20 protein-coding genes are annotated in these 19,724 nt (G+C 32.5%); 4 read left to right on the top strand and 16 right to left on the bottom strand.

Annotation, left to right across the window (positions count from 1 at the left end; translation table 11 throughout):
- Positions 1-20: 20 nt before the first annotated feature.
- The 15 genes from NTZ27_11855 to NTZ27_11785 all read right to left on the bottom strand — a co-directional run bounded on the left by NTZ27_11855 (position 21) and on the right by NTZ27_11785 (position 14,891).
- Complete coding sequence (locus tag NTZ27_11855; GenBank protein ID MCX6175438.1) at positions 21-920, bottom strand: polysaccharide deacetylase family protein; 900 nt, start codon at positions 918-920, stop codon at positions 21-23.
- Positions 913-1,878, bottom strand: a complete 966-nt coding sequence (locus tag NTZ27_11850; GenBank protein ID MCX6175437.1) for a glycosyltransferase family 2 protein — start codon at positions 1,876-1,878, stop codon at positions 913-915. Before NTZ27_11850 ends, NTZ27_11855 begins: the two co-directional genes overlap by 8 nt.
- A 76-nt stretch (positions 1,879-1,954) precedes the next feature.
- Entirely contained in the window at positions 1,955-2,926 is a 972-nt protein-coding gene (locus NTZ27_11845; protein MCX6175436.1) for a Gfo/Idh/MocA family oxidoreductase, read from the bottom strand.
- Positions 2,927-3,115: 189 nt separating this feature from the next.
- Positions 3,116-3,766 (bottom strand): class I SAM-dependent methyltransferase, encoded by a 651-nt coding sequence (locus NTZ27_11840; protein MCX6175435.1) that lies wholly within the window; start codon positions 3,764-3,766, stop codon positions 3,116-3,118.
- A complete protein-coding gene (locus NTZ27_11835; GenBank protein ID MCX6175434.1) occupies positions 3,763-4,716 on the bottom strand; it encodes a lysylphosphatidylglycerol synthase transmembrane domain-containing protein in 954 nt (317 codons plus the stop codon). The genes NTZ27_11840 and NTZ27_11835 overlap by 4 nt, the downstream gene beginning before the upstream one ends.
- A 65-nt stretch (positions 4,717-4,781) precedes the next feature.
- Complete coding sequence (locus NTZ27_11830) at positions 4,782-5,804, bottom strand: GNAT family N-acetyltransferase (GenBank protein ID MCX6175433.1); 1,023 nt, start codon at positions 5,802-5,804, stop codon at positions 4,782-4,784.
- Positions 5,805-5,850: 46 nt separating this feature from the next.
- Complete coding sequence (locus tag NTZ27_11825) at positions 5,851-6,729, bottom strand: glycosyltransferase family 2 protein (GenBank protein ID MCX6175432.1); 879 nt, start codon at positions 6,727-6,729, stop codon at positions 5,851-5,853.
- A 10-nt stretch (positions 6,730-6,739) separates the two neighbouring features.
- Positions 6,740-7,675, bottom strand: coding sequence for an SDR family oxidoreductase (locus NTZ27_11820; protein ID MCX6175431.1), 936 nt, complete (start codon positions 7,673-7,675; stop codon positions 6,740-6,742).
- A 47-nt stretch (positions 7,676-7,722) separates the two neighbouring features.
- Entirely contained in the window at positions 7,723-9,891 is a 2,169-nt protein-coding gene (locus tag NTZ27_11815) for a glycosyltransferase (protein MCX6175430.1), read from the bottom strand.
- The gene (locus tag NTZ27_11810) at positions 9,891-10,730 is read right to left on the bottom strand and encodes an FkbM family methyltransferase (protein ID MCX6175429.1); all 840 of its coding nucleotides are present in this window, start codon (positions 10,728-10,730) and stop codon (positions 9,891-9,893) included. Before NTZ27_11810 ends, NTZ27_11815 begins: the two co-directional genes overlap by 1 nt.
- 7 nt (positions 10,731-10,737) lie before the next feature.
- Positions 10,738-11,319 carry a hypothetical protein gene (locus NTZ27_11805; GenBank protein ID MCX6175428.1) on the bottom strand — a complete coding sequence of 194 codons (582 nt, stop codon included), beginning with the start codon at positions 11,317-11,319 and terminating at the stop codon, positions 10,738-10,740.
- Between the two features lie 19 nt (positions 11,320-11,338).
- The gene (locus tag NTZ27_11800; GenBank protein ID MCX6175427.1) at positions 11,339-11,602 is read right to left on the bottom strand and encodes a hypothetical protein; all 264 of its coding nucleotides are present in this window, start codon (positions 11,600-11,602) and stop codon (positions 11,339-11,341) included.
- A 4-nt stretch (positions 11,603-11,606) separates the two neighbouring features.
- A complete protein-coding gene (locus tag NTZ27_11795) occupies positions 11,607-12,995 on the bottom strand; it encodes an ABC transporter ATP-binding protein (GenBank protein MCX6175426.1) in 1,389 nt (462 codons plus the stop codon).
- Positions 12,996-13,796 (bottom strand): ABC transporter permease, encoded by an 801-nt coding sequence (locus NTZ27_11790; GenBank protein MCX6175425.1) that lies wholly within the window; start codon positions 13,794-13,796, stop codon positions 12,996-12,998.
- A 24-nt stretch (positions 13,797-13,820) separates the two neighbouring features.
- A complete protein-coding gene (locus NTZ27_11785) occupies positions 13,821-14,891 on the bottom strand; it encodes a glycosyltransferase family 1 protein (protein ID MCX6175424.1) in 1,071 nt (356 codons plus the stop codon).
- Positions 14,892-14,927: 36 nt separating this feature from the next.
- On the opposite strand from NTZ27_11785, the gene NTZ27_11780 reads away from it, so the two are divergent.
- Positions 14,928-16,814 carry a tetratricopeptide repeat protein gene (locus tag NTZ27_11780; protein MCX6175423.1) on the top strand — a complete coding sequence of 629 codons (1,887 nt, stop codon included), beginning with the start codon at positions 14,928-14,930 and terminating at the stop codon, positions 16,812-16,814.
- Positions 16,815-16,966: 152 nt separating this feature from the next.
- Here NTZ27_11780 and NTZ27_11775 read toward each other — a convergent pair whose 3' ends face one another.
- A complete protein-coding gene (locus NTZ27_11775; GenBank protein MCX6175422.1) occupies positions 16,967-17,452 on the bottom strand; it encodes a thioredoxin family protein in 486 nt (161 codons plus the stop codon).
- Positions 17,453-17,629: 177 nt separating this feature from the next.
- Here NTZ27_11775 and NTZ27_11770 point away from each other — a divergent pair, with 177 nt between their 5' ends.
- The 3 genes from NTZ27_11770 (at position 17,630) to NTZ27_11760 (ending at position 19,651) form a co-directional block, all read left to right on the top strand.
- Complete coding sequence (locus NTZ27_11770) at positions 17,630-17,914, top strand: hypothetical protein (GenBank protein MCX6175421.1); 285 nt, start codon at positions 17,630-17,632, stop codon at positions 17,912-17,914.
- 52 nt (positions 17,915-17,966) lie between these two features.
- Complete coding sequence (locus NTZ27_11765; protein ID MCX6175420.1) at positions 17,967-18,077, top strand: DUF255 domain-containing protein; 111 nt, start codon at positions 17,967-17,969, stop codon at positions 18,075-18,077.
- 89 nt (positions 18,078-18,166) lie between these two features.
- Positions 18,167-19,651: a M20/M25/M40 family metallo-hydrolase gene (locus tag NTZ27_11760; GenBank protein ID MCX6175419.1), complete on the top strand. Its 1,485-nt coding sequence runs from the start codon at positions 18,167-18,169 to the stop codon at positions 19,649-19,651.
- Positions 19,652-19,724: the final 73 nt, after the last annotated feature.

Genomic DNA, 19,724 nt, shown 5'->3' with positions numbered 1-19,724 from the left:
GCTATATATAAATAGCTTCGTTAATTTCTGTACGCTTTCATTAATTCTGAACAAGTAACCTTTGGAACGTCTTTAAATTCATTCAAAATATTATTTACCGCTTTTGACATCCAAGTCCCTGTTCTTCTGGAATGTAATTTTTCGTGGAAATTCTTAAACTGAAAATCTGGTCTAGGAGTTAACTCAAAAGGATGAAAATAATACATTGCATCACCGGTCCGTAATGCACACTGTAAAGCAAATTTACTCCACCATAATCCAACGACTCGAGTCATGATTCCTGTCGCTGCCGGTAATTTTAAATATGGAAAAACTGGAATGGGAATTTCAAATAAAGGACCGTTTCCCGGCACAAAAGAATTTTTCGATAAAAAGTACGGATATGCTGGTAGTGATTTTGCATTGCTAAACTTTCCCATTAATTTTCTTGAAGGGCAAACAGAAGAATCATATTCAAATCCAAGTTCACTTAAAATAGGAACAATCCAATCTTCTATTATTAAATTTGGGGCTCTGTAACCAACTACTTTTTCACCACTCAAATCTTCCAATAAATTCTTTGCATTTTTTACATCTGCATAAAATGTTGGAGGTGTGTAATGCCAAAGATCAACGTGTTTTTTACCGTGCGAAGCAATTTCGTGTCCGTTTTTCACAATTTCTTTTACAAGATGCGGGTAATAACCTGCAACTTCACTTAAGATGAAAAAAGTAGCTTTAATTTTAAATTCATCCAAGAGTTCCAGTATTTCCATTGTCGGCTTATCAATATCTCCCCTAGGTTTATCAAGATTGTAAACATCCCGAAAAAAACTCAAAGTATCAGGCCACCGGGAGATATTCGAACCTGTAACCCATCTTGCATGATACCATTCATCCAAGTCAATTGAAATTACCAATTTATTTTTATAACTATTCACCGTTTTTCTTACCCTTAAGATCAGAATTATAAAACATGTCAAACCACATTGCAAAGAAGATACTTTGTAGACCGGTCACCGAAGTAAAAAGAAAAGCTATGCTATTCATGCTTGGAATCGTATTAAAAACGAAGAAAAAATAGAGCAGTCTTATACCAAGGAGAAAAGAAACGGTAATAAGAAAAAATCCCAGAGCATAAAAGAAAACCAATGGGTGAAAGTCACGAATTATATACTTTGCAGCCAAGCGCCAGTAAAATAACTTGAGTAATAACAGGCTTATAGTAAATATCACCTTCCAGATTCTAATACCGGATTTTTCACCAATGTTATAAACCGGTTTTACTTCAACATCTCTTACACAGAGATTATATATATTAAGTCTTACTAATAAATCATTCGGCTGTCCGTAACGTTTGTACATAGAATCCCAATTAAGCATATGCAATGCTTTTTTGTTGATTGCAGTATACCCAGATTGTGAATCGGCGACATGCCAGTAGCCGGAAGCAATTTTAGTTAAAAACGAGAGTATTGAATTTCCAAAGTATCTGATCTTGGGTATTTTTTTAAACGCTTCCCCAGTAATAAGGCGGTTACCCTTTGTAAAATCAACTTCTCCACTTACAACAGGATTAATAACATTTTCCAAATCATCAGGATCCATCTGCCCATCGCCAGCCATTACAACGGCAACATCAAACTCATTATCTCTTGCCCATTTATAACCAGTTGCAATTGCGCCGCCGACACCTTGATTTTTTTCGTGCTGGATAAAAACAATTTTGTCATTATTCTTCTTAAAACCTTTGACAACTTTCACTGTACCGTCTTTACTTTTATCGTCAATAATAACAATCTTATCAACGAAAGCGGGCATAGTTGTAATTACTTTCCCAATTTGAGTTTCCTCATTATAGGCTGGGACTATAACGCAAATAGTTTTCTTTTTGTACATAATTAAATGTGGTTGTTATTAAATAGAAATTTTTTTTAACTCTAATAACAGAAATTGGGATTTTATAAAAAAATAATTATATAATGCCTTTCGTGGATTTAATTATTTTTAATGCCAATGGATGTATATATTTTATCTTTTCAGAAATTTTTGCATGCCTGATATTATATGCTGCTTTTATAGACGGTCTTGCATCATCAATTCCGAATCCGCAACCCGTTAAGATATCTTTATAAATCTGAGTATGTAAATCCTCGAAACCATGTGTAAAGTCTATTTCTTCTTCATTAATTGTTACAGATCTATAAGTATTATTTCCCGTGTTTTCCATTTCAATTGGTAAGTCCTTGCGATCAATTGACAGGAACCACTTTACATTAGCATTTTTTAATTCTAAGAATCCGCTCATCTTATTCGGCTGGGATAAATATACTTCGCTGGATATTTCTTCTCCAAATAACCAAATTAACATATCAAAAAAATGGATACCAATATTCGTAGCAATTCCTCCGGATTTTTCGATAGTACCCTTCCAAGAATAATAATACCATGGGCCTCTTGATGTAATATAGGTCAGAACAACATCATATTTTGAATTTGCTTTTTGTGTTGATAGTTTTTGTTTTAAATTTTTCAGTGAATCATGAACTCTTAGTTGTAAAACATTATATACCTTATTGCCCGTTTCATTTTCTATCTCTTGCAATGCATCAAGATTCCATGGATTAATCACCAAAGGTTTCTCGCATACAGCATCGGCCCCAATACGTAATGCAAATCTGATATGTGCATCATGCAAATGGTTGGGAGAACAAATACTAATATAGTCTACTTTTTGAGGATCATCTTTCCTTCTTAATTTCTCCAAATGTCTGTCAAATCTCTCAAATTCGGTGAAAAAACTAACATCATAAAAATACTTATCTAAAATACCAGCAGAATCATGCGGGTCAACGGCAGCAACAAGATGGTTTCCAGTTTCCTTTATTGCTTTCAAGTGCCTGGGTGCTATATAACCTGCTATTCCAATGAGGGCAAAATTTTTCATGCTTTCAAAATAATAAAAATTGTTTAATTTGAACTATAAGAATAACATTTACTCTAAAAAACTTATCTATTAAGAGGTTGACCAGTACCTCATCCGTTGACAAAATCAAATTTCCTTTATTAATTATAATCCCTTGTAAAATTCCTTTATAAAATTTTTAAACTAAGAAGAAAAAAGATGCAATATGGATTAATGTTTTTGAGCTATATATATATTGTTCAATCCCCACATAAATTTAATTCTTTTTGAAAATTTCAGAGGAGGTTTATTTAAATAATGAAAAATATCGTGGAAAGGCATACAAAATTCCTCATCGTCCTTCATCCCCCTTTCAGAATCCATATCTGTTTTCCCGACGAGTAAATACGAAAATTTTCTCCATTTATGTGTTAGGAATTGGGTAATCGGTTCTCCTTCAGTCATAATTAATTTACCGCCGGATTTTAACACCCTTGCAAATTCCTTAAATTCTGCATCTCTATCACACTTAGGTATATGACCCCCCACGGCGATTAAAGTCAACGTGTCAAACGTATCATTACCAAAAGGTAAAACAATAAAATCTTTTAATACAATTTCTACTCCCTCATATTCATATAAATCAATTCCTATTCCTCGGTCTTCACCAATGTATTTTTTGATAAACAAATTACCTCTCCCGCATCCGACATCAAGTACTCTTCCTTCACAAAAGCCAGCCACTTTCTCAAATCTTTCATTTCTTAATGATGTTAAAAAGAACTTACTTTCTTCGGGAATAAAAAGTGCTCTTAAAGGGAAAAAAATTACATCAATAATTTTTCTAATTATATTTTTATTAACTAAACTTTGGTGTTTCATCTATATTTTAATTCTAAAAGAAAATGACTGATTAATGCTAGTAACCCCGTAATAATAACAGCAAAAACGCCGCCGTCAATAAATGAAATTAATACCGCTGTTTCGGAAGAAATGGATACTTTAGAAAGTAAGAAAAGAAATACTACCTCCCGCGTACCCAAACCCCCTATTGAGATAGGAATTAATGAAATAAGTGCCGCTAAAGATGAACATAAACCTAAATAAATAAATGAAATGTTAACTCCAAAGCCTAAGGCAACAACATAAATTTGAACATAGTAACATAAATAAGCTAATATTGAATATAAAAACATTGGTACAATAGTAGAAGAAAATACTGTCCCAAAATCGGATTTAAAAATATTCCATTCTTTAGCTAGCTTATTATATTTCTCTTTTGAAAGAAAAAACTTTACTGCTTTTTTTAATAAATCCCGCAAATCTTTTTTAAGGAAATAAATTAAAATCAGACAACCTATTATTAAAATAAAAATAGTTACGAAAATTCCAATGTTCGGATCTAATAAAGAAAAAAAATATACCAATGAAAATATCCCTAGGAATAAAAGAATAGTAATATCGTATAGTCTATCAATAATAATACTGACAGAACTTTTCGCGAATGAATAATTATCTTTCTGCAAAAACAATACTTTCCCAAACTCACCAAGTCTACCTGGCGTTACAATTCCCCAAAAAGATGTGATTGCATTAATAGCAAAAACTTTACTGATAGAATAATTAATCCCCTGTCTCGAGAGGGCTGTCCCCCATCTCAACACTTTGAACAGCAACATTAGAATCAAGCTTAATGCATAAACGCTTAACCATACCCATTTAAAATGAATTAGTTGATTCTCAATTCTACCGAAATCAAGTCTTGTTAGAATTATAATAAATAAAATGATTCCGAAAATTTGAAACCATTTGATATATTTTTTTTTCTCCATATTACTAATCACTATGAACTAAACGATTATTAAAACGAAAACATTAAATTTTTACTGATGTAATACTATGGTATATACTTTCTTAATTTTGGTCCAAGCCATAAAGTAATTTTAAATGGAATATGTTTCCATATATGACTGAATAGTGCAGCTTTCTTACCGCGATAAGATGTAATTGCGGATTCTCTTTCCCTATTATCAAATGAATATAAATCATAGATAAGCGGTATTGGTTGGGCTCCCCATTGCGTTTTAAATTTATAAGTACCGGCGTCAATATGACTTCTTCCGAAATCAAATTCGATGAACCTGTTTTCACAACCATATTTAAGTGCTTCCCAATACATTAACATATTCGGGCAATAGCTTAGATATTCTTTATCAGAAGATGCCCAAGGATCTGATAAACAATCACGGAACTTAATAAGAAACATTGATGCAATTACTTTACTATCTTTTCTAATACAAAGAATATCAACGTTTTCTTTTAAATAAAGAATAATTTTTATAAAAAATTTTTTACTATGAACAGGCGTACCCAAATCATGCATATTTCTTGCATAGACTCTATAGAACTGATCAAGTTGGTCAATACCCCACTCAGCGGTTAATCCGGACTTTTGAGCTTTTCTAATTTGGTTTCTCACTTTTGGATCCAAATTTTCCCAAAGAACGGAAGAATTACCAGGCAGCAATAATTTTAATGTGTATATCCCAGCTTTTGATTCTTTTACTTTACGATCAATCCTTCTTACTTCAAGACTTTTAACATCCAGAATTTTAGTTACGTTTAGAAAAAAATCATTTATTGTGAAAAATTTTTCGTTCTTAAGTAAACCTGCGCAGCCTAAAAACGGGAGTGAACAACCTATTGACTTGTTAAAAGGCAATTTAATAACGGTGACCGGAAGAACAGCTGTTAAATCATTATTGTTTAAAGCACCGAAATATTTTGTCTTTAATGAATAGGATTCTTCCAGAATCTTTTTCCATTCATATAAATGTGAGTAAGATGCGTCAGTATGACTAAAGATAAAACTATTCCAAAGACGCGAATTTTCATCATTGATTTCAATAAAATTAAGCATAAACAAATGGAACCTGTTTGTAGTAGTGAACCTCTGCCGGCATGTTTTACTCGTAAAATTGATGCTTACGCATCTCGGAAACCTGATCAACGACAAGTCCAAAAAAGAAAATTAATATACCTGTTATCATTAAAAAAAATGCTCCGGGTATTAATCTCTCATGCCCGGATTCAATCATGACAATTCCCTGCATTACCTCATAAATTATTCCAAGCATAAATATTAAAAAACTAATAGGAACAAACACCTTAAGGGGGTTAAAAAGAATTATTAATCGCAGAATTAATAGTAATACATTTGAACCATGCTTTAATTGCCTAACGGAGCTTTTGCCTATTCTTTTATTAGTTTTAATGGGGTAATAACCAACATTTAAACCCAAATTCAAAAAAGCTATTGTACTTGTTGTTGAAAAAGAAAATCCATCCGGGAATAAATGAAGTAATTTTAATATTACATTTCTCTTAACGAGTCTTAATCCAGAATTTAAATCCGGTATTTTTCTTCCGGTAAGAAAATTTGCTACTTTGGACAGTAACCATTTCCCCGGTCTACGAACCCACTCTTTATGAGAATCCTTCTGTCTCTCTCCCACCAACATATCGTAGTTATCTAAATTAAGAATTAATTGTTCGACATCATTTGGATTGTGTTGGCCATCAGCATCATAAAAACATATTAAATCTGTTGTAGCGTTTTTTATTCCTGCCTTCAAAGCCGCTCCGTAGCCTTTATTATAGGGGTGATAAATTACCTTAATAGAGTAAATACTGTTAAGAATATTTTTTGTGTTATCAGTTGAACCATCATTTACAACTAATACTTCCCAATTATTCTTTTCAGAATAAATCGTTAATTCCATTAAAGTTTTCTCTATCGCAGTTTCTTCATTATATACTGGAATAATAACAGTCAAATTTTTCAAAAACACCTCTTTATTTATTAAGCATACTATTTACGGTTATTTCCAAACCTTCTCTAAATTGAATTTCGGGTCTATAGGAAATTTTTTCCAGAGCTAATTTAATATCCGCGTATGAATGTTTTACATCTGAAGTTCTGCTTTCCCAGTAAATAGGCGCAGCATTTTTACCCAAGATCCCATTTATTTCTTCCACCAGTTGATTAATAGTAATTGATACATTACAAGCACAATTCATTATCAGATTTTTTTCAGCACTACTTTTAATTGCCAATAAATTTCCTTTGACAACATTCTTCACAAAAGTGAAATCGCGAGATTGTAATCCATCACCATATATAATCGGTTGTTTATCGTCAGCAATCATATTAATAAATTTTGGAATGACTGCAGAATATTCTGAAGCCGGATCTTGTCGCGGCCCGAATACATTAAAATATCGCAGACAAATTGTTCTCAACCCATACGTATTCGAAAATACCTTACAATAATTCTCTGCTGTTAACTTAGAAACAGCATATGGAGATAATGGACACGGGCACAATTTTTCATGTTTTGGAAGTTCCACACTATTGCCATAGATTGATGAAGATGATGCAAACAGAAATTTCTCGGTACCGGCTTCTACAGCTGCCCATAATAAATTAAGTGTCCCATTTACATTAACATCGTTGGTTGTAATTGGATCAGATACGGATCTTGGAACTGATGGTAAAGCTGCTTGATGAACAATGATATCAATATTCTTTACCGCTTTAAGAACTGTTTGATAATCTCGGATATCTCCTTCAATTAGTTCAACCTCACCTAAAACGTGTCTAATATTATTCCTGCTGCCTGTAGAGAAATTATCAATTACTCTAACTGAATATCCTTGAAGCAAAAATTCATCAACCAAATGAGAACCGATAAATCCAGCTCCTCCTGTAACCAATACTCGAGAATTCATTCTAACCTATGATTTAATTCAAAAATATTTTCTATTAAAAACAATAATTACTTATTCCTTAAAATCCCCGACTGATATAGTTTATGATATACCTCCGATTTAGCCAGGTAATTAAAAATATTTTTGTTTATTTCAGCATGAGAAACATTTCTTCCGATGTATTTTTCCCTTATTATTTTCATTTCTGATTCACCCAATGAAGATATATGTGTAGAAGTCTTTTGTTGCGGATGAACTCTAAATGCAGCCAGGAATCGCGGAAGTCTTTTAATTATTGCTCCGGCTTCTTGAAATCTTAATAGTAAATCCCAATCCAATGCAAAATTAAATTCATCATTAAGATTACCGCCTACCTTCTCCCAAATTCTGCGCCGCCAAAATAAAGTTTCCTGAGGAATAAAATCTGCCCACGCTAGAACTTTTTTATCATGTCTTGGCAAAATCCAACGACCAATTTCTTTATCACAATCATTAATTAAAATACGATGGCCATAAACAACATCAACCGAAGAATGAGTATTGAAATAATTAATAATGTAATTGAAGGTGCCGGGTAAATAAATATCATCGGAATTCAAGTAGGCCATTATATCACTTGTAGAGAGTTTGAATCCTTTATTAATAGCATCCGCCTGACCTTTATCACGTTCAGAGCTGTAACTTTTTAGAAATGCCTTATACTTTTCTAATATTTCAATACTGCCATCAGTAGAACCTCCATCCTGCACTACATATTCCAAATCAGGATAATTTTGGTCGAGAACACTTTTAATAGTACGTTCTAAAAATTCTGCTTGGTTATATGATGGAGTTACAATTGACAGTCGAAGAGGATCTCCGATTAATTTTGTATTTAAATATTTTGGTGAAATTAATAATTCTGTGGGTTCATAATGATTTAATTGGCCTAATCTTGGTGTAAAAAATTTCAGCTTATTCTTTTTAGCTTTTGTTCCCTTCTTTTCCGGTTCGTCAATTTCTACATTCTTGTGTTCAGGCTCATGAATTGCTGAATCTTCTAGTTCCTGTTCCTTTTTAACTGTTTCTTTTTTCTCTGTTATACCTGTTCTCTTTTTGTAGATATAATCCCAAAGCTTTGGAAAATGAAATTGGAACAAAGTTATTAGTCCCCATATTGGAGTAGAGAGACGTTTTTTCAAAATGCTTAAACTTTCAGATAAGAAAACAATCTCACTTTCCTTGTCAATTAATTCACTTGAAAGTTTAGTAATTGTGTTTTCTTTAATAATTAGATCATCTGATAAAGCAAATATTTTCTTGTCCTTCTCTATTAGATCATCTGATAAAGCAAATATTTTCTTGTCCTTCTCTATTAGATCATCAGATAATGATACAATAGTCTGTTTCTTCTCTTTCAGATCATCTAGTAATGAGTTTATTTCTTTCTCCTTTCCAACTAGATCATCTGACAGCGAAATTATCTTATCGTCTTTATCTTTTATTTCATCTAATAAATCATCTATTTCCTTTTCTTTACCCACCAAATCATCGGATAAAACTATAATTTTTTTATCCTTTTCCTGCATTTGCTTCAACATATCTTTCTGTTGTTTCAGAAGAGTATCATAATCTCTGGACTTGTCTAGAACTGTCAGCCAGTTGATGGAATTTTCATAGGCATAATCCTTAATTGTTTCGCGTATTGATTTTGGATAAAAAATAATCGTATCGTTTAATATTATCGTTTCATGTACAGTACTCAATTTTCTAAATAACGCAATGATTGAATTAAAATCCGGCCATTGAGTAATTTCATGGGGAGATGGAGGAGGGGCTATTAACAACCGCGCATCGTCAATTATTATTATACTATTTTTGTTGAGAGACCGAATAGACACTAACTCATCTAACAAAGGGCACTGAGATTTTTCTCCTGCGGTTTTATCTGCAACGCACCAATGAGCATCTAACCAATAAAGAACTGATTTTTCTTTCAGCACCGGGTGGATCTTTTTTAAAAACTTTTCCGAACTGTCCAAATACAGGTGAATTGCATCTTTTGACTGAAATCTCTTTTTAACTTTGTTATAATATTCTTCTGAAAGTTCAACAGAATAAATCTCGCTGAATAGGTCTTTAACATTTTCAATTGTATCCCCTTCAAATGTCCCTGTTTCAACAAAAATATCTAAAGGAAGTACTTTTTTAAGATTCTTAACTAAATTTAAATCTAACGAAAAATTAATTGCACCCATTACTTATGAATATCCTTCAACTTTTTTATTTCGGAATCCCGTTGATTAATTATTTCCAATCTTCGCTCGGCTTCCTCGCTCAATCGATTAATCAATTCGAGTCTTTCTTCACATATTGATTTCAGGGTTCTATTTTCTTCAGCCAACAAATTATTATCAGCACAAAAGAATGACTGCTTCGACAAAATTTTCGAATTTACGATTTCCCTTATTGATGGAGGGATAAAAAGAAGATCTGCAAAAGCAATTTGTCCGTTTTCACAATAATGGATATTATAAATCCCAGCTAATGTGTAGTGAAGATTATTCATAAAATTGAATTGGTCAAAGTACGAGCACTGATTTTTATACAATGGAATAAAGATCGCCTCGGTTAAGACTATGGGACTATTTTTAAGAATAGTCTCCTTGGCACCGCGCAAAACAGAAAGATCATTCCCCTGTGTATCTATTTTTATGAAGTCGACATGAGACAAAAAGTTTACTGATCCTAGCACCGAATCTAATGTATCAACCTTTATTTTAGTTTTATTAAATTTTACGTTTTTGTTCAGTAACTGCAAAATACTATTTTGGGTTCCATCTTCTAATAAATAGAATTCTGCTTCCTGTATTTTATCCCCAAGCGCTGAGTTAAACATTTTTAGGTTATTGGTATAAGAAAATTTTTTCATTAAGTAATTAAATGAATCTAAGGTAGGCTCAAAGAGAATTCCTCTCGAATTAGGGAAAGCCTTTAGTAAGCCTTCTGTTAGACTTCCATGATATGCGCCTACATCTATAAAAGTGCAATCTTTAGGAAGAAATCCTGAAATGAAAGAGAATAACTCATAAACCATAGTATCACTAGCTTAAAAGCTCAAATGTTTTGGGTGAAAAATATTTTCCTTCCATATGCCATACTTTTTCTGGAAGTTCACGATTGCGAATCACACGTGCCGGAACACCTGCTACTACTGCACCTTCGGGTACGTCATCAATTACTACTGCACCAGCACCAATAATTGCATTATTACCAATAGTTAATGGACCTACTATTCTAGCTCCATTTCCTATCCAACACCCCTTACCTATTACTAATGGTCCTGAGAAGGGTTCAAATGAATTAATGTCATGACCACCATTGAGCAATGTTACATCGGCAGCAAACATACAAAATGCACCAATTGTTATCCTATTAAAATTCCATATCCTTAATCCGCAATGTAATGTAGCAAAATCCTCAATTACAATATTCTCTTCTAGACCGGTTAGACAATGAAAGTTATGATCTATAACTACTTTTTTCCCAATTTTCATCCCTGTTTTTCTTAACCAACCATTCTTGCGTTCCCACTTGGACCAATCATGTTGAACAGGAGTGAGAAAGTTTGCTATTACTTTACACAATTTTCTATACTTACCTCTAGGAGCATGATATGTGTGCATCTACTTTTTCCTTCTGAATTTATATGATTTTAATTTCATGGTGCCCTTTTAAATCTACCAAACCGTGAAAGGGAAAAACGACCCCCCTCGTTTTTGCTTTTACTTCAATTACGCCAATATTAGGAGCGCTAAAAATACCATTGATTAATCTTTCTCTTTTATAATAATTGATAAATTTGATTTGGTTATAATTTTCTCTGGATATTTCACCAACTCCAAGAGAGAAAGTATATTGTCCGATAGCAATATTTAGATCAAAAGATTGTAATTGGGAAAGATCCATTGAGTTACCTAATTAATGGATTGATGAAAACATTAAAATCACCCTCAAGATCGGCATAACCGTGGAAAAGTAGATTTGCATTTACGTTTCCTGTCTTTACAATTAATTTGCCTGCTTGAGGAATTCTTGTTAAGGAGTTTATGATAATTTCTCTCTCCGAATAGTCTACAGTGTTAACCTTGGTAATATTATTAGGATCAACAGTGCCGAAACCAATGGAAAAAGTATACTCACCGTAAGCTATATTTAATTTGAATTCTTGGATAAAACGAATCGTGGAATTTGCTTTGACGAAATTAATCGCTTTTTTATTTGCATCGGGATATTGCAAAGTATCTTTACCATGAACAACAATATTGCGTGCATTCGTTAAAATCACTGCGCCCACGGGTATTCCAATTTCTTTTTTAACCTCAACCTCATAGTAAAAAAATACTTTATCACCAATATTAAAATAAGCGGAAGGTTTATTATTGGAGTTACACACACAAAACCTAGTAATTTCTGCAGAAGCTTTATTTCCAAAATGTTCAAGATTCCATGTCTGTATAAAATAATCGGCGGGCAGCCAATTATCCAAAATATCAACCTTTTTCTCTTTGTCATTATTTGGAAACAAATCTTCATCAGAAATACTATAGTTAATTTTGAATTCTGTATTATCGGATAGACTAAAATATTTCTGAATGGCTTTGTGAGGATGCCCAAAGAATATTTTTGTTCCGTTTTCTAAAAGAACAACGTTAGTACTATATTTTTCTATTAATTGCATATCGTGAGAAACAATTATTAAAGAAGCACCTTTACTCAATAATTTTTCAATTCTAGAATGACATTTTTGCTGGAAAAATATATCACCTACACTTAATACTTCGTCCACAATTAAAATATCTGGCTTCAAGCTAGTTTGAACAGCAAACGCCAATCTTACGAACATTCCGCTACTGTAAGTTTTAACGGGCTGATCGATAAACTCTCCTATATCAGCAAAATCTACTATCTCTTTAACTTTACGTTCGATTTCCTGTTTCTTAAAACCAAGTATTGTTCCATAAAAGTAAATATTCTCAAGTCCGGTGAATTCGGGATTAAAACCAGTCCCTAATTCTAATAGTGCAGATACTGTACCATTGACTTGAATAGTGCCGAAACTCGGTTCTATTATATGAGCAATAAGTTTCAGGAGAGTTGACTTGCCCATACCGTTCTTACCGATAACACCTAAACACTCCCCTCTCTTTAGCTCAAAGCTGATATTATTCAACGCGTAAAATTCTTTATGATATTTTTTTCGGAATGGATGAAGAGCTTCTTTTAACCGGCCTTTCGGTGAATCATACAATTTATAATACTTCGAAACATTCTCAAGTTTGACAATAATATTACTGCCCATTTAGATAACCTCGGCAAAGTGGGGACGTAATCTTCTAAAAACTACAGTACCTATGAGCAGGACAATTAGTGAGAATACCCAGAAATAAATCGTTTCAAGAGGTTTCTGCCAAAATGGTATCTTATAAATTAAAGAATCTCTGTAGCCTGTTACTAAATAATATAGCGGATTAAGTTTAACTATCCACTGATAATTTTGCGGAACATTATCAATACTCCAAAAAACAGGTGTTAACCAAAATCCAAATTGCACAATTATTAAGACAATATTATTTACATCTTTGATAAAAATACTTGTTGATGATGCAAGCCAGCATAATCCTAAAAGAAGTACCTGTAAAGCCAATGCGTAGTAAAAAATCTGAATGAAATAAAAACTTGGGCTTATTCCCAAAAACAATCCAAAGACGACGGTCAAAAAAATAAATATGAGATGGTTTATCGAGGCACTTATTATTCTTGCGATCGGAAGAATTCCTAAACTTAGATCCATTTTCTTAATTAAGAATGAATATTGCTGAATGATTTGAGTAGAAGTTGAAAATACATCAGAAAAATAGAGCCAGCAGATCATTCCGGATATTAACCAAAAAATATGATTTGTATTTTCAATACTTCGCAAATTGAAGCCCATATTTAGTACAAACCAAAGAATGAAAATAAAAGCAATTGGTTGAATAAAATTCCAAATAACACCAAAGTATGAGCCGGTATATTGATTCTGAAAATCCCTTTTTACAAGCGAATAGATCAAATACCGTTTGTTAATAACTTCTCTCAAAAATCTAAAAACGATTATCATTCTAAAATCTATATCCCAAATTTTTTATGACTTATTGTTCCCACTTTCAATCGCCCGGACTATATTCATAAACAACAGCGAAGTTTTTTCCCAATTGTATCTATCAAGAAGATCTTTAATCTGCTTATCACTAATAATAGATGGTTGGGAGATCATGTCATTCATTTTTCCAGCAATATCATTAATATCATATGGATTACAATATTTTGCGTATTCTCCACAAACTTCCGGAATGCTGCTAGAGTTAGACGCTAAAACCGGACAACCACAAACTAAGGCCTCAAGCGGCGGAATACCAAATCCTTCATAATATGAAATATATGTAAATAGTTTGGCATTTTTATATAATCCTACCAAGGTTGGATCATCGACATAACCTAAGAAAACAATATTATCATTCAATTTTAATCTATCAAGCTCAAGCTCCTTAAAAACAATTTTATTTTGTGCACCAACAATTAATAATTTATAGCAATTCAAGTTAAGCTTAAGAAAAGCCTTTATGAGACTAACTAGATTCTTCCGCGGCTCTAATGTGGATACCGCAAGGATATAATTACCCCATTTATTTGGATAATCAAGATGGGATAGGTCAACTATGCGCGATGGAATTGCTTCCGGGACTACCGAAATTTTTTCCGAAGATATATTTAAATATTTCACAATTTCTCCTTTCGAGAAATTACTTACGGTAATAATATGTTTTGAAGATAATGCCGAACGTTTAACGAGCCACTTAAAAAACTGTGCTGCTTTTTTTGTATACCATCCGGGGTTATGTATAAATGCCAGGTCGTGAATTACGGTAATCTGATTCTTGTAGATTACCGGAGCTGTATTAGTGAGATTGATCAATAGAGGATTATTATTTTTCCTTAGAAAGAGAGGTAATTCAAATTGTTCCCAAAAATAATTGTTTGTAAATCCCACTTTTTTAATATTAAATTTATCTATACAGGATTCTTTCAATACCCTATTAGGAGATAAAAGAATTATCTCCCTATCTATTTTTTTTAGTGCAAGGGATATTTCGGTAGCGTATCTTTCTACCCCGGTTATTCTCTTTGTAAGAAAACGAGCATTTATAAAGATCATTTAGTCTAGTATTGTGAAATTAAAAACTAAGATAGTATGAGTAAGAAAAAATCTCATCATCAAAATATTAAAAAAAATAAGAAAAAGAATGAACAAGTTATAAAATCTGAGGAGAAAAAAGATTATTCAAAGTTGCTCCCTTTTTTGTCATTTGTTGCTGTGTCTATATTAGGAATACTTATCTATTCAAACACGATTCGCATTCCGTTTTATTTTGATGATTTAGATTCCGTTGTTAGAAATCCATTAATAAAGAACTTGCAAAATTTCACAACCCTTCCTGCCATATTAGATCTAAATCCCAGATTTATTTCTTACTTAAGTTTCGCTCTCAATTTCCATTACGGTGGTTTAGATGTGATGGGTTATCACCTAATAAATATTCTGATTCATCTTATTAATACATTTTTAGTAATGTATTTAACGCATCTTACTCTTTGTACTCCGTTATTAAAAGATAAGTACGATAAACAAGCCAAAACACTTTTTATATTCATGGTCGGTTTAGTTTTTGTTGCCCATCCCATCCAAACTCAAACCGTAAATTACATTGTTCAACGAATGACCTCACTGGCTACCTTATTCTATCTGCTATCATTGTGTTCTTATATAAAGGCAAAGTTTGTTTCTGCGAATGTTTCTATAAATATTATAATACGCTACGGACTCATAGTATTGCTATTAGCCTTCTCATTATTGGCGGCAATAATGGGATTGTGGAGTAAACAAATTGTTGTTACACTTCCCCTTATAGTAATTTTATACGAAGTGATGTTTTTAAGAAATAGAGAAAATAAAATTTATTGGAAAACAGTTATAGGATTATCTTTATTTCTATTAATTTCCATAATCCTAGTTCTTTTTAAAATTGGCCTTCCTATTGAGGCCGACGGCACTCCAAGAAGTGTTTATCTGCTTACACAAATAAATGTGCTAGTGACTTATATAAAACTTTTAATCTTACCGATTAACTTAAATTTTGATTATGATTTCCCTTTCACTTATTCTTTGTTAGATACTAGAACAATTATAGATCTAGTGATTCTTTTGGCTATCATATTTATAGCTATAAAATTTGCCAAAAGGAATAGACTAGTTTCTTTTTCTATTCTTTGGTTTTTCATTACAATTTCAGTTGAATCGAGTATAATACCAATAAGAGATGTAATAGTTGAACAGCGTCTTTACCTTCCGATGTTCGGGTTTTCTCTGCTTTTAATTTCGTTGGTTTTTTTATTTATTCAAAAATACAGGATCCCAGCATTATTTCTTTTTTCATGTCTCATTCTTTGCTATTCAATTCTTACTTATCAAAGAAATTCTTTGTGGAATGATCCTATTGCAATGTGGACAGATGTAATACGTCAATCCCCAGACAAATTAAGACCTAATTTTTACAGAGGATTTGCGTATTTGCATAACAACGAAATTGATCTGGCCATTAACGATTTCAAAAATGTAATAGCCAAATATCCCAAATACTATCTCGCCTATGATAATTTAGGTCTTGCCTACCAGGAGAAGAAGGATTACCGAACTGCCATTAAATATCATGATGAGGCGATACAAATTAATCCTGACAATCCTATAGCATATAATAATAGGGCGCTTGCATTTATTTTCTTGGGAGATTATGATAAATCAATAGATGATCTCAATAAAGCTGTAGGTCTCAATAATCAATACGATGACGCATTTTATAATCTTGGTTATGTTTACTTTCTAACAAAGAAACATGAGAACGCAATAAAATATTTTTTAAAAGCATTCGAACTTAATCCTACGTACACCGATATTTATAACTATCTTGGATATTCATATAATGAGCTTGGAGATTACAAAAAAGCAAAGGAACAAGTAGATCTTATGCGGTCAAAAGGAATAACCCCAAATCCAAGATTACTGAAAAGATTAAAACTTTAAGCAGATAGCGTTTCCTCAATTGTACATTCCAAAATGTGTAAACTTGCTTCGTGACTTTTTATTTTAAAGAGATAGTTAAAAATATTTTCCCATTAGCCCCGAATCATGACTTCATACAAGCGATACAAACTATTTTTGTGCCTTTTTTTTATTTATGATTTTTCTTTCTTTGGTGCCCATTCTTTTAAGAAATTCATGATCTTTTCTGCATCATAAGATTTTTCTTTTTCTAACTCGCCCGTATTCTTAGAGAATAAAAACTTTCCGTCAATTTCTAGAATAAATATGTGCGGAAACCCGGCTACCTTTGGATACTGAGAAAGAAATTTTTCGTTCTTGTTTTCCGGACTCCAATTTACTTTAAGCACCACAAAATTATCATGCATAAAATTCTTGAGTTCCGGGTGTGCATCGAAAAATCCATCTAAACGATGACACCAAATACACCATTCCCCTCCAACATCAAGCAAAATTCTTTTACCTGTAGTTTGCGCATCAACTATTACTTCTTTCAAATCCTTAAAAGAATCTCTTGCCGGATCAAATTTAGGTGTTGTATTTTCTGATTTATCTTGAGCAATTAAATTTGTCGTAAGAATAACAATTAATGCAAAAACAATAAATGATACTTTTTTCATATTCTCCTCTAATTTCTTAATCAAAAATTAATTTGAATATTATTAATATTAAGTTGGTTATTACAAAAATAATATTATTTTAATTAATAGAAACATGTTGAACAAATCATCAATCACAACTTTATTGTTAATATTTTTTTGTTTAGATTAATTTTGTAGAACATCATCGAGGTTTATATGTCATTATTTGGATTTCTTCTTCTTCTGTTGATTGCTTCCATTTGCGGTGCAATCGGTCAAAGTCTTGCAGGTTATTCTTTGGGTGGATGTTTTGTTTCAATAATTGTTGGATTTGTCGGCGCCTGGCTCGGTCCATTAATTGCTAAAGAACTTGAATTACCAATGTTTTATACTATTAGTATTCAAGGAAAAGACTTTCCCGTTATTTGGTCGATAATTGGTTCAGCTTTGTTTGCACTTGTTGTCGGTTCAATTACAAGAGGTCGTAAACAACACTCATAACAACTACTATTAATATTTAAAGTTATACGATCAATCTGAGAAGTATTATTTAATGATATCACAAAATAAAAATCCTAACAGTCTTATCAACGAAAAAAGTCCTTACATTTTACAACAAGCACACAATCATGTTGATTGGTTCCCATGGTACGATAAAGCTTGAAGGCAAATCTCCTTTTTTATTCATAAAATATTATTTATAATTTTCCATAAGAACTCTCGTTTGACAGCTTCATTGAAGAGTTACAACTTATGAATAAAATCAAAGGATATATCATGAAAAAATATTTCCGCTTACCAGCAGCCATATTAGCATTTGTATTCCTTCCTTCTTTATTTCTTAGCGCACAAGAATCAAGTGGAGTTAGTGCTATCAAAAAAGAAGAATTAATGAAAACTGTTAATTACTTGGCAAGCAAAGAACTTGCAGGAAGACTGTCGGGAAGCGACGGTTACACCAAAGCTGCGAATTTTATAGCAGGAGAATTAGCCAAGTTAAATTTCAAACCCGGCGGTGATGATAACTATTTTCAAAAATTAAAAGTTGAATACAATGAAATATTAGCTCCCGAACATTTTTCTATTATTAAAGATGGAAAGACGACCAATTATAAAATTGGTGATGATTACGCTTATCGTGGATTTACCGGTGCGGGAAAGTTTATAGCTTCCGTAGTTTTTTGCGGGTATGGTTTATCTCAGCCTGAGTTGGGTTATGATGATTATTCCGGAATAGATGTTAAAGGAAAAATTGTTTTAGCATTTAAGTACAATCCAAAATGGAATATTGACGGAAAAAATTTTACAAATGGAAATCCGCGTGAGAAAGCAATTGTTGCGGCTAATCATGGTGCTATTGGAATATTGTTCGTTTCATTTCCTAACGATGCAGAACCTCAGAGACCGATTGGAAGTGTTATACATGGCGAAGGTGAACAAATGATAAATTTTCCGGAAATACATATTGATCTGCCTGTTGCAGATGAAATATTTATCGGAAGTAACCGCACATTAAAAGATTTGCAGACATTAATTGATTCAACAAAAAAACCATATTCCATTCAGCTCGTTCCAAAAGTTGATCTTGAAGTTCACACTAAATATGAAAAAGAAAAAGAAGTAGTAAATGTTGTTGGAATAATCGAAGGAAGCGATCCCGATCTAAAGAACGAGTATTTGATTATCGGTGCGCATCTTGATCATGTTGGTAGTCAAGCGGGTAAAATTTATTTCCCAGGCGCTAACGATAACGCATCAGGTTCGGCTGCTTTACTTCAAATTGCACGTGAATTTTCTAACACTAAAGAAAAACCGAAGCGTTCAATAATTTTTGTCTTTTTCGCTTGTGAAGAACAGGGATTGTACGGTTCAAAATATTTTTCAGAAAATATGAAATTCTCAAAAGAAAAAGTTAAAGCAATGGTAAATCTTGATTGTGTCGGTTATGGAGATAGTATTCAGATAGGCGGCGGAGAAAGTGCACAAGCGCTTTGGAACATTGCAAAACAGATTGATAACGAGAACGATAAACTTTTAGTAACAAGAACATGGAAGGGCGGCGGTGCTGATGCAGAACCATTCTTCGAAAAGGGAATACAAACTTTATACTTTGTTACAACAAATAGCTATAAACATCTCCACATGCTCTCCGATAAATCCGAAACACTAAATCAAAATCTTTTAGAGGCAATTACGAAATTAATTTTTAAGACTGCACTTCATATTTCTAAGATGTAAGTAATGTTTAAAAAACAAAACCCCGCCATAGGCGGGGCTTTGTTTGCTAATAGCTAAAAGCTTATAGCCAATT

Source organism: Ignavibacteriales bacterium (assembly GCA_026390775.1).
Taxonomy (GTDB): Bacteria; Bacteroidota; Ignavibacteria; order Ignavibacteriales; family Melioribacteraceae; genus Fen-1258.
The sequence above is the reverse complement of the archived record's forward strand: the minus strand, read 5'-3'. Positions and strand labels throughout refer to the sequence as shown.

Bases quoted from the DNA above. Each gene is read 5' to 3' on its own strand.
- NTZ27_11850 (MCX6175437.1), bottom strand. From the start codon at position 1,878: ATGTACAAAAAGAAAACTATTTGCGTTATAGTCCCAGCCTATAATGAG.
- NTZ27_11845 (MCX6175436.1), bottom strand. From the start codon at position 2,926: ATGAAAAATTTTGCCCTCATTGGAATAGCAGGTTATATAGCACCCAGG.
- NTZ27_11840 (MCX6175435.1), bottom strand. From the start codon at position 3,766: ATGAAACACCAAAGTTTAGTTAATAAAAATATAATTAGAAAAATTATT.
- NTZ27_11835 (MCX6175434.1), bottom strand. From the start codon at position 4,716: ATGGAGAAAAAAAAATATATCAAATGGTTTCAAATTTTCGGAATCATT.
- NTZ27_11830 (MCX6175433.1), bottom strand. From the start codon at position 5,804: ATGCTTAATTTTATTGAAATCAATGATGAAAATTCGCGTCTTTGGAAT.
- NTZ27_11820 (MCX6175431.1), bottom strand. From the start codon at position 7,675: ATGAATTCTCGAGTATTGGTTACAGGAGGAGCTGGATTTATCGGTTCT.
- NTZ27_11815 (MCX6175430.1), bottom strand. From the start codon at position 9,891: ATGGGTGCAATTAATTTTTCGTTAGATTTAAATTTAGTTAAGAATCTT.
- NTZ27_11810 (MCX6175429.1), bottom strand. From the start codon at position 10,730: ATGGTTTATGAGTTATTCTCTTTCATTTCAGGATTTCTTCCTAAAGAT.
- NTZ27_11805 (MCX6175428.1), bottom strand. From the start codon at position 11,319: ATGCACACATATCATGCTCCTAGAGGTAAGTATAGAAAATTGTGTAAA.
- NTZ27_11800 (MCX6175427.1), bottom strand. From the start codon at position 11,602: ATGGATCTTTCCCAATTACAATCTTTTGATCTAAATATTGCTATCGGA.
- NTZ27_11795 (MCX6175426.1), bottom strand. From the start codon at position 12,995: ATGGGCAGTAATATTATTGTCAAACTTGAGAATGTTTCGAAGTATTAT.
- NTZ27_11790 (MCX6175425.1), bottom strand. From the start codon at position 13,796: ATGATAATCGTTTTTAGATTTTTGAGAGAAGTTATTAACAAACGGTAT.
- NTZ27_11785 (MCX6175424.1), bottom strand. From the start codon at position 14,891: ATGATCTTTATAAATGCTCGTTTTCTTACAAAGAGAATAACCGGGGTA.
- NTZ27_11780 (MCX6175423.1), top strand. From the start codon at position 14,928: ATGAGTAAGAAAAAATCTCATCATCAAAATATTAAAAAAAATAAGAAA.
- NTZ27_11775 (MCX6175422.1), bottom strand. From the start codon at position 17,452: ATGAAAAAAGTATCATTTATTGTTTTTGCATTAATTGTTATTCTTACG.
- NTZ27_11770 (MCX6175421.1), top strand. From the start codon at position 17,630: ATGTCATTATTTGGATTTCTTCTTCTTCTGTTGATTGCTTCCATTTGC.
- NTZ27_11765 (MCX6175420.1), top strand. From the start codon at position 17,967: ATGATATCACAAAATAAAAATCCTAACAGTCTTATCAACGAAAAAAGT.
- NTZ27_11760 (MCX6175419.1), top strand. From the start codon at position 18,167: ATGAATAAAATCAAAGGATATATCATGAAAAAATATTTCCGCTTACCA.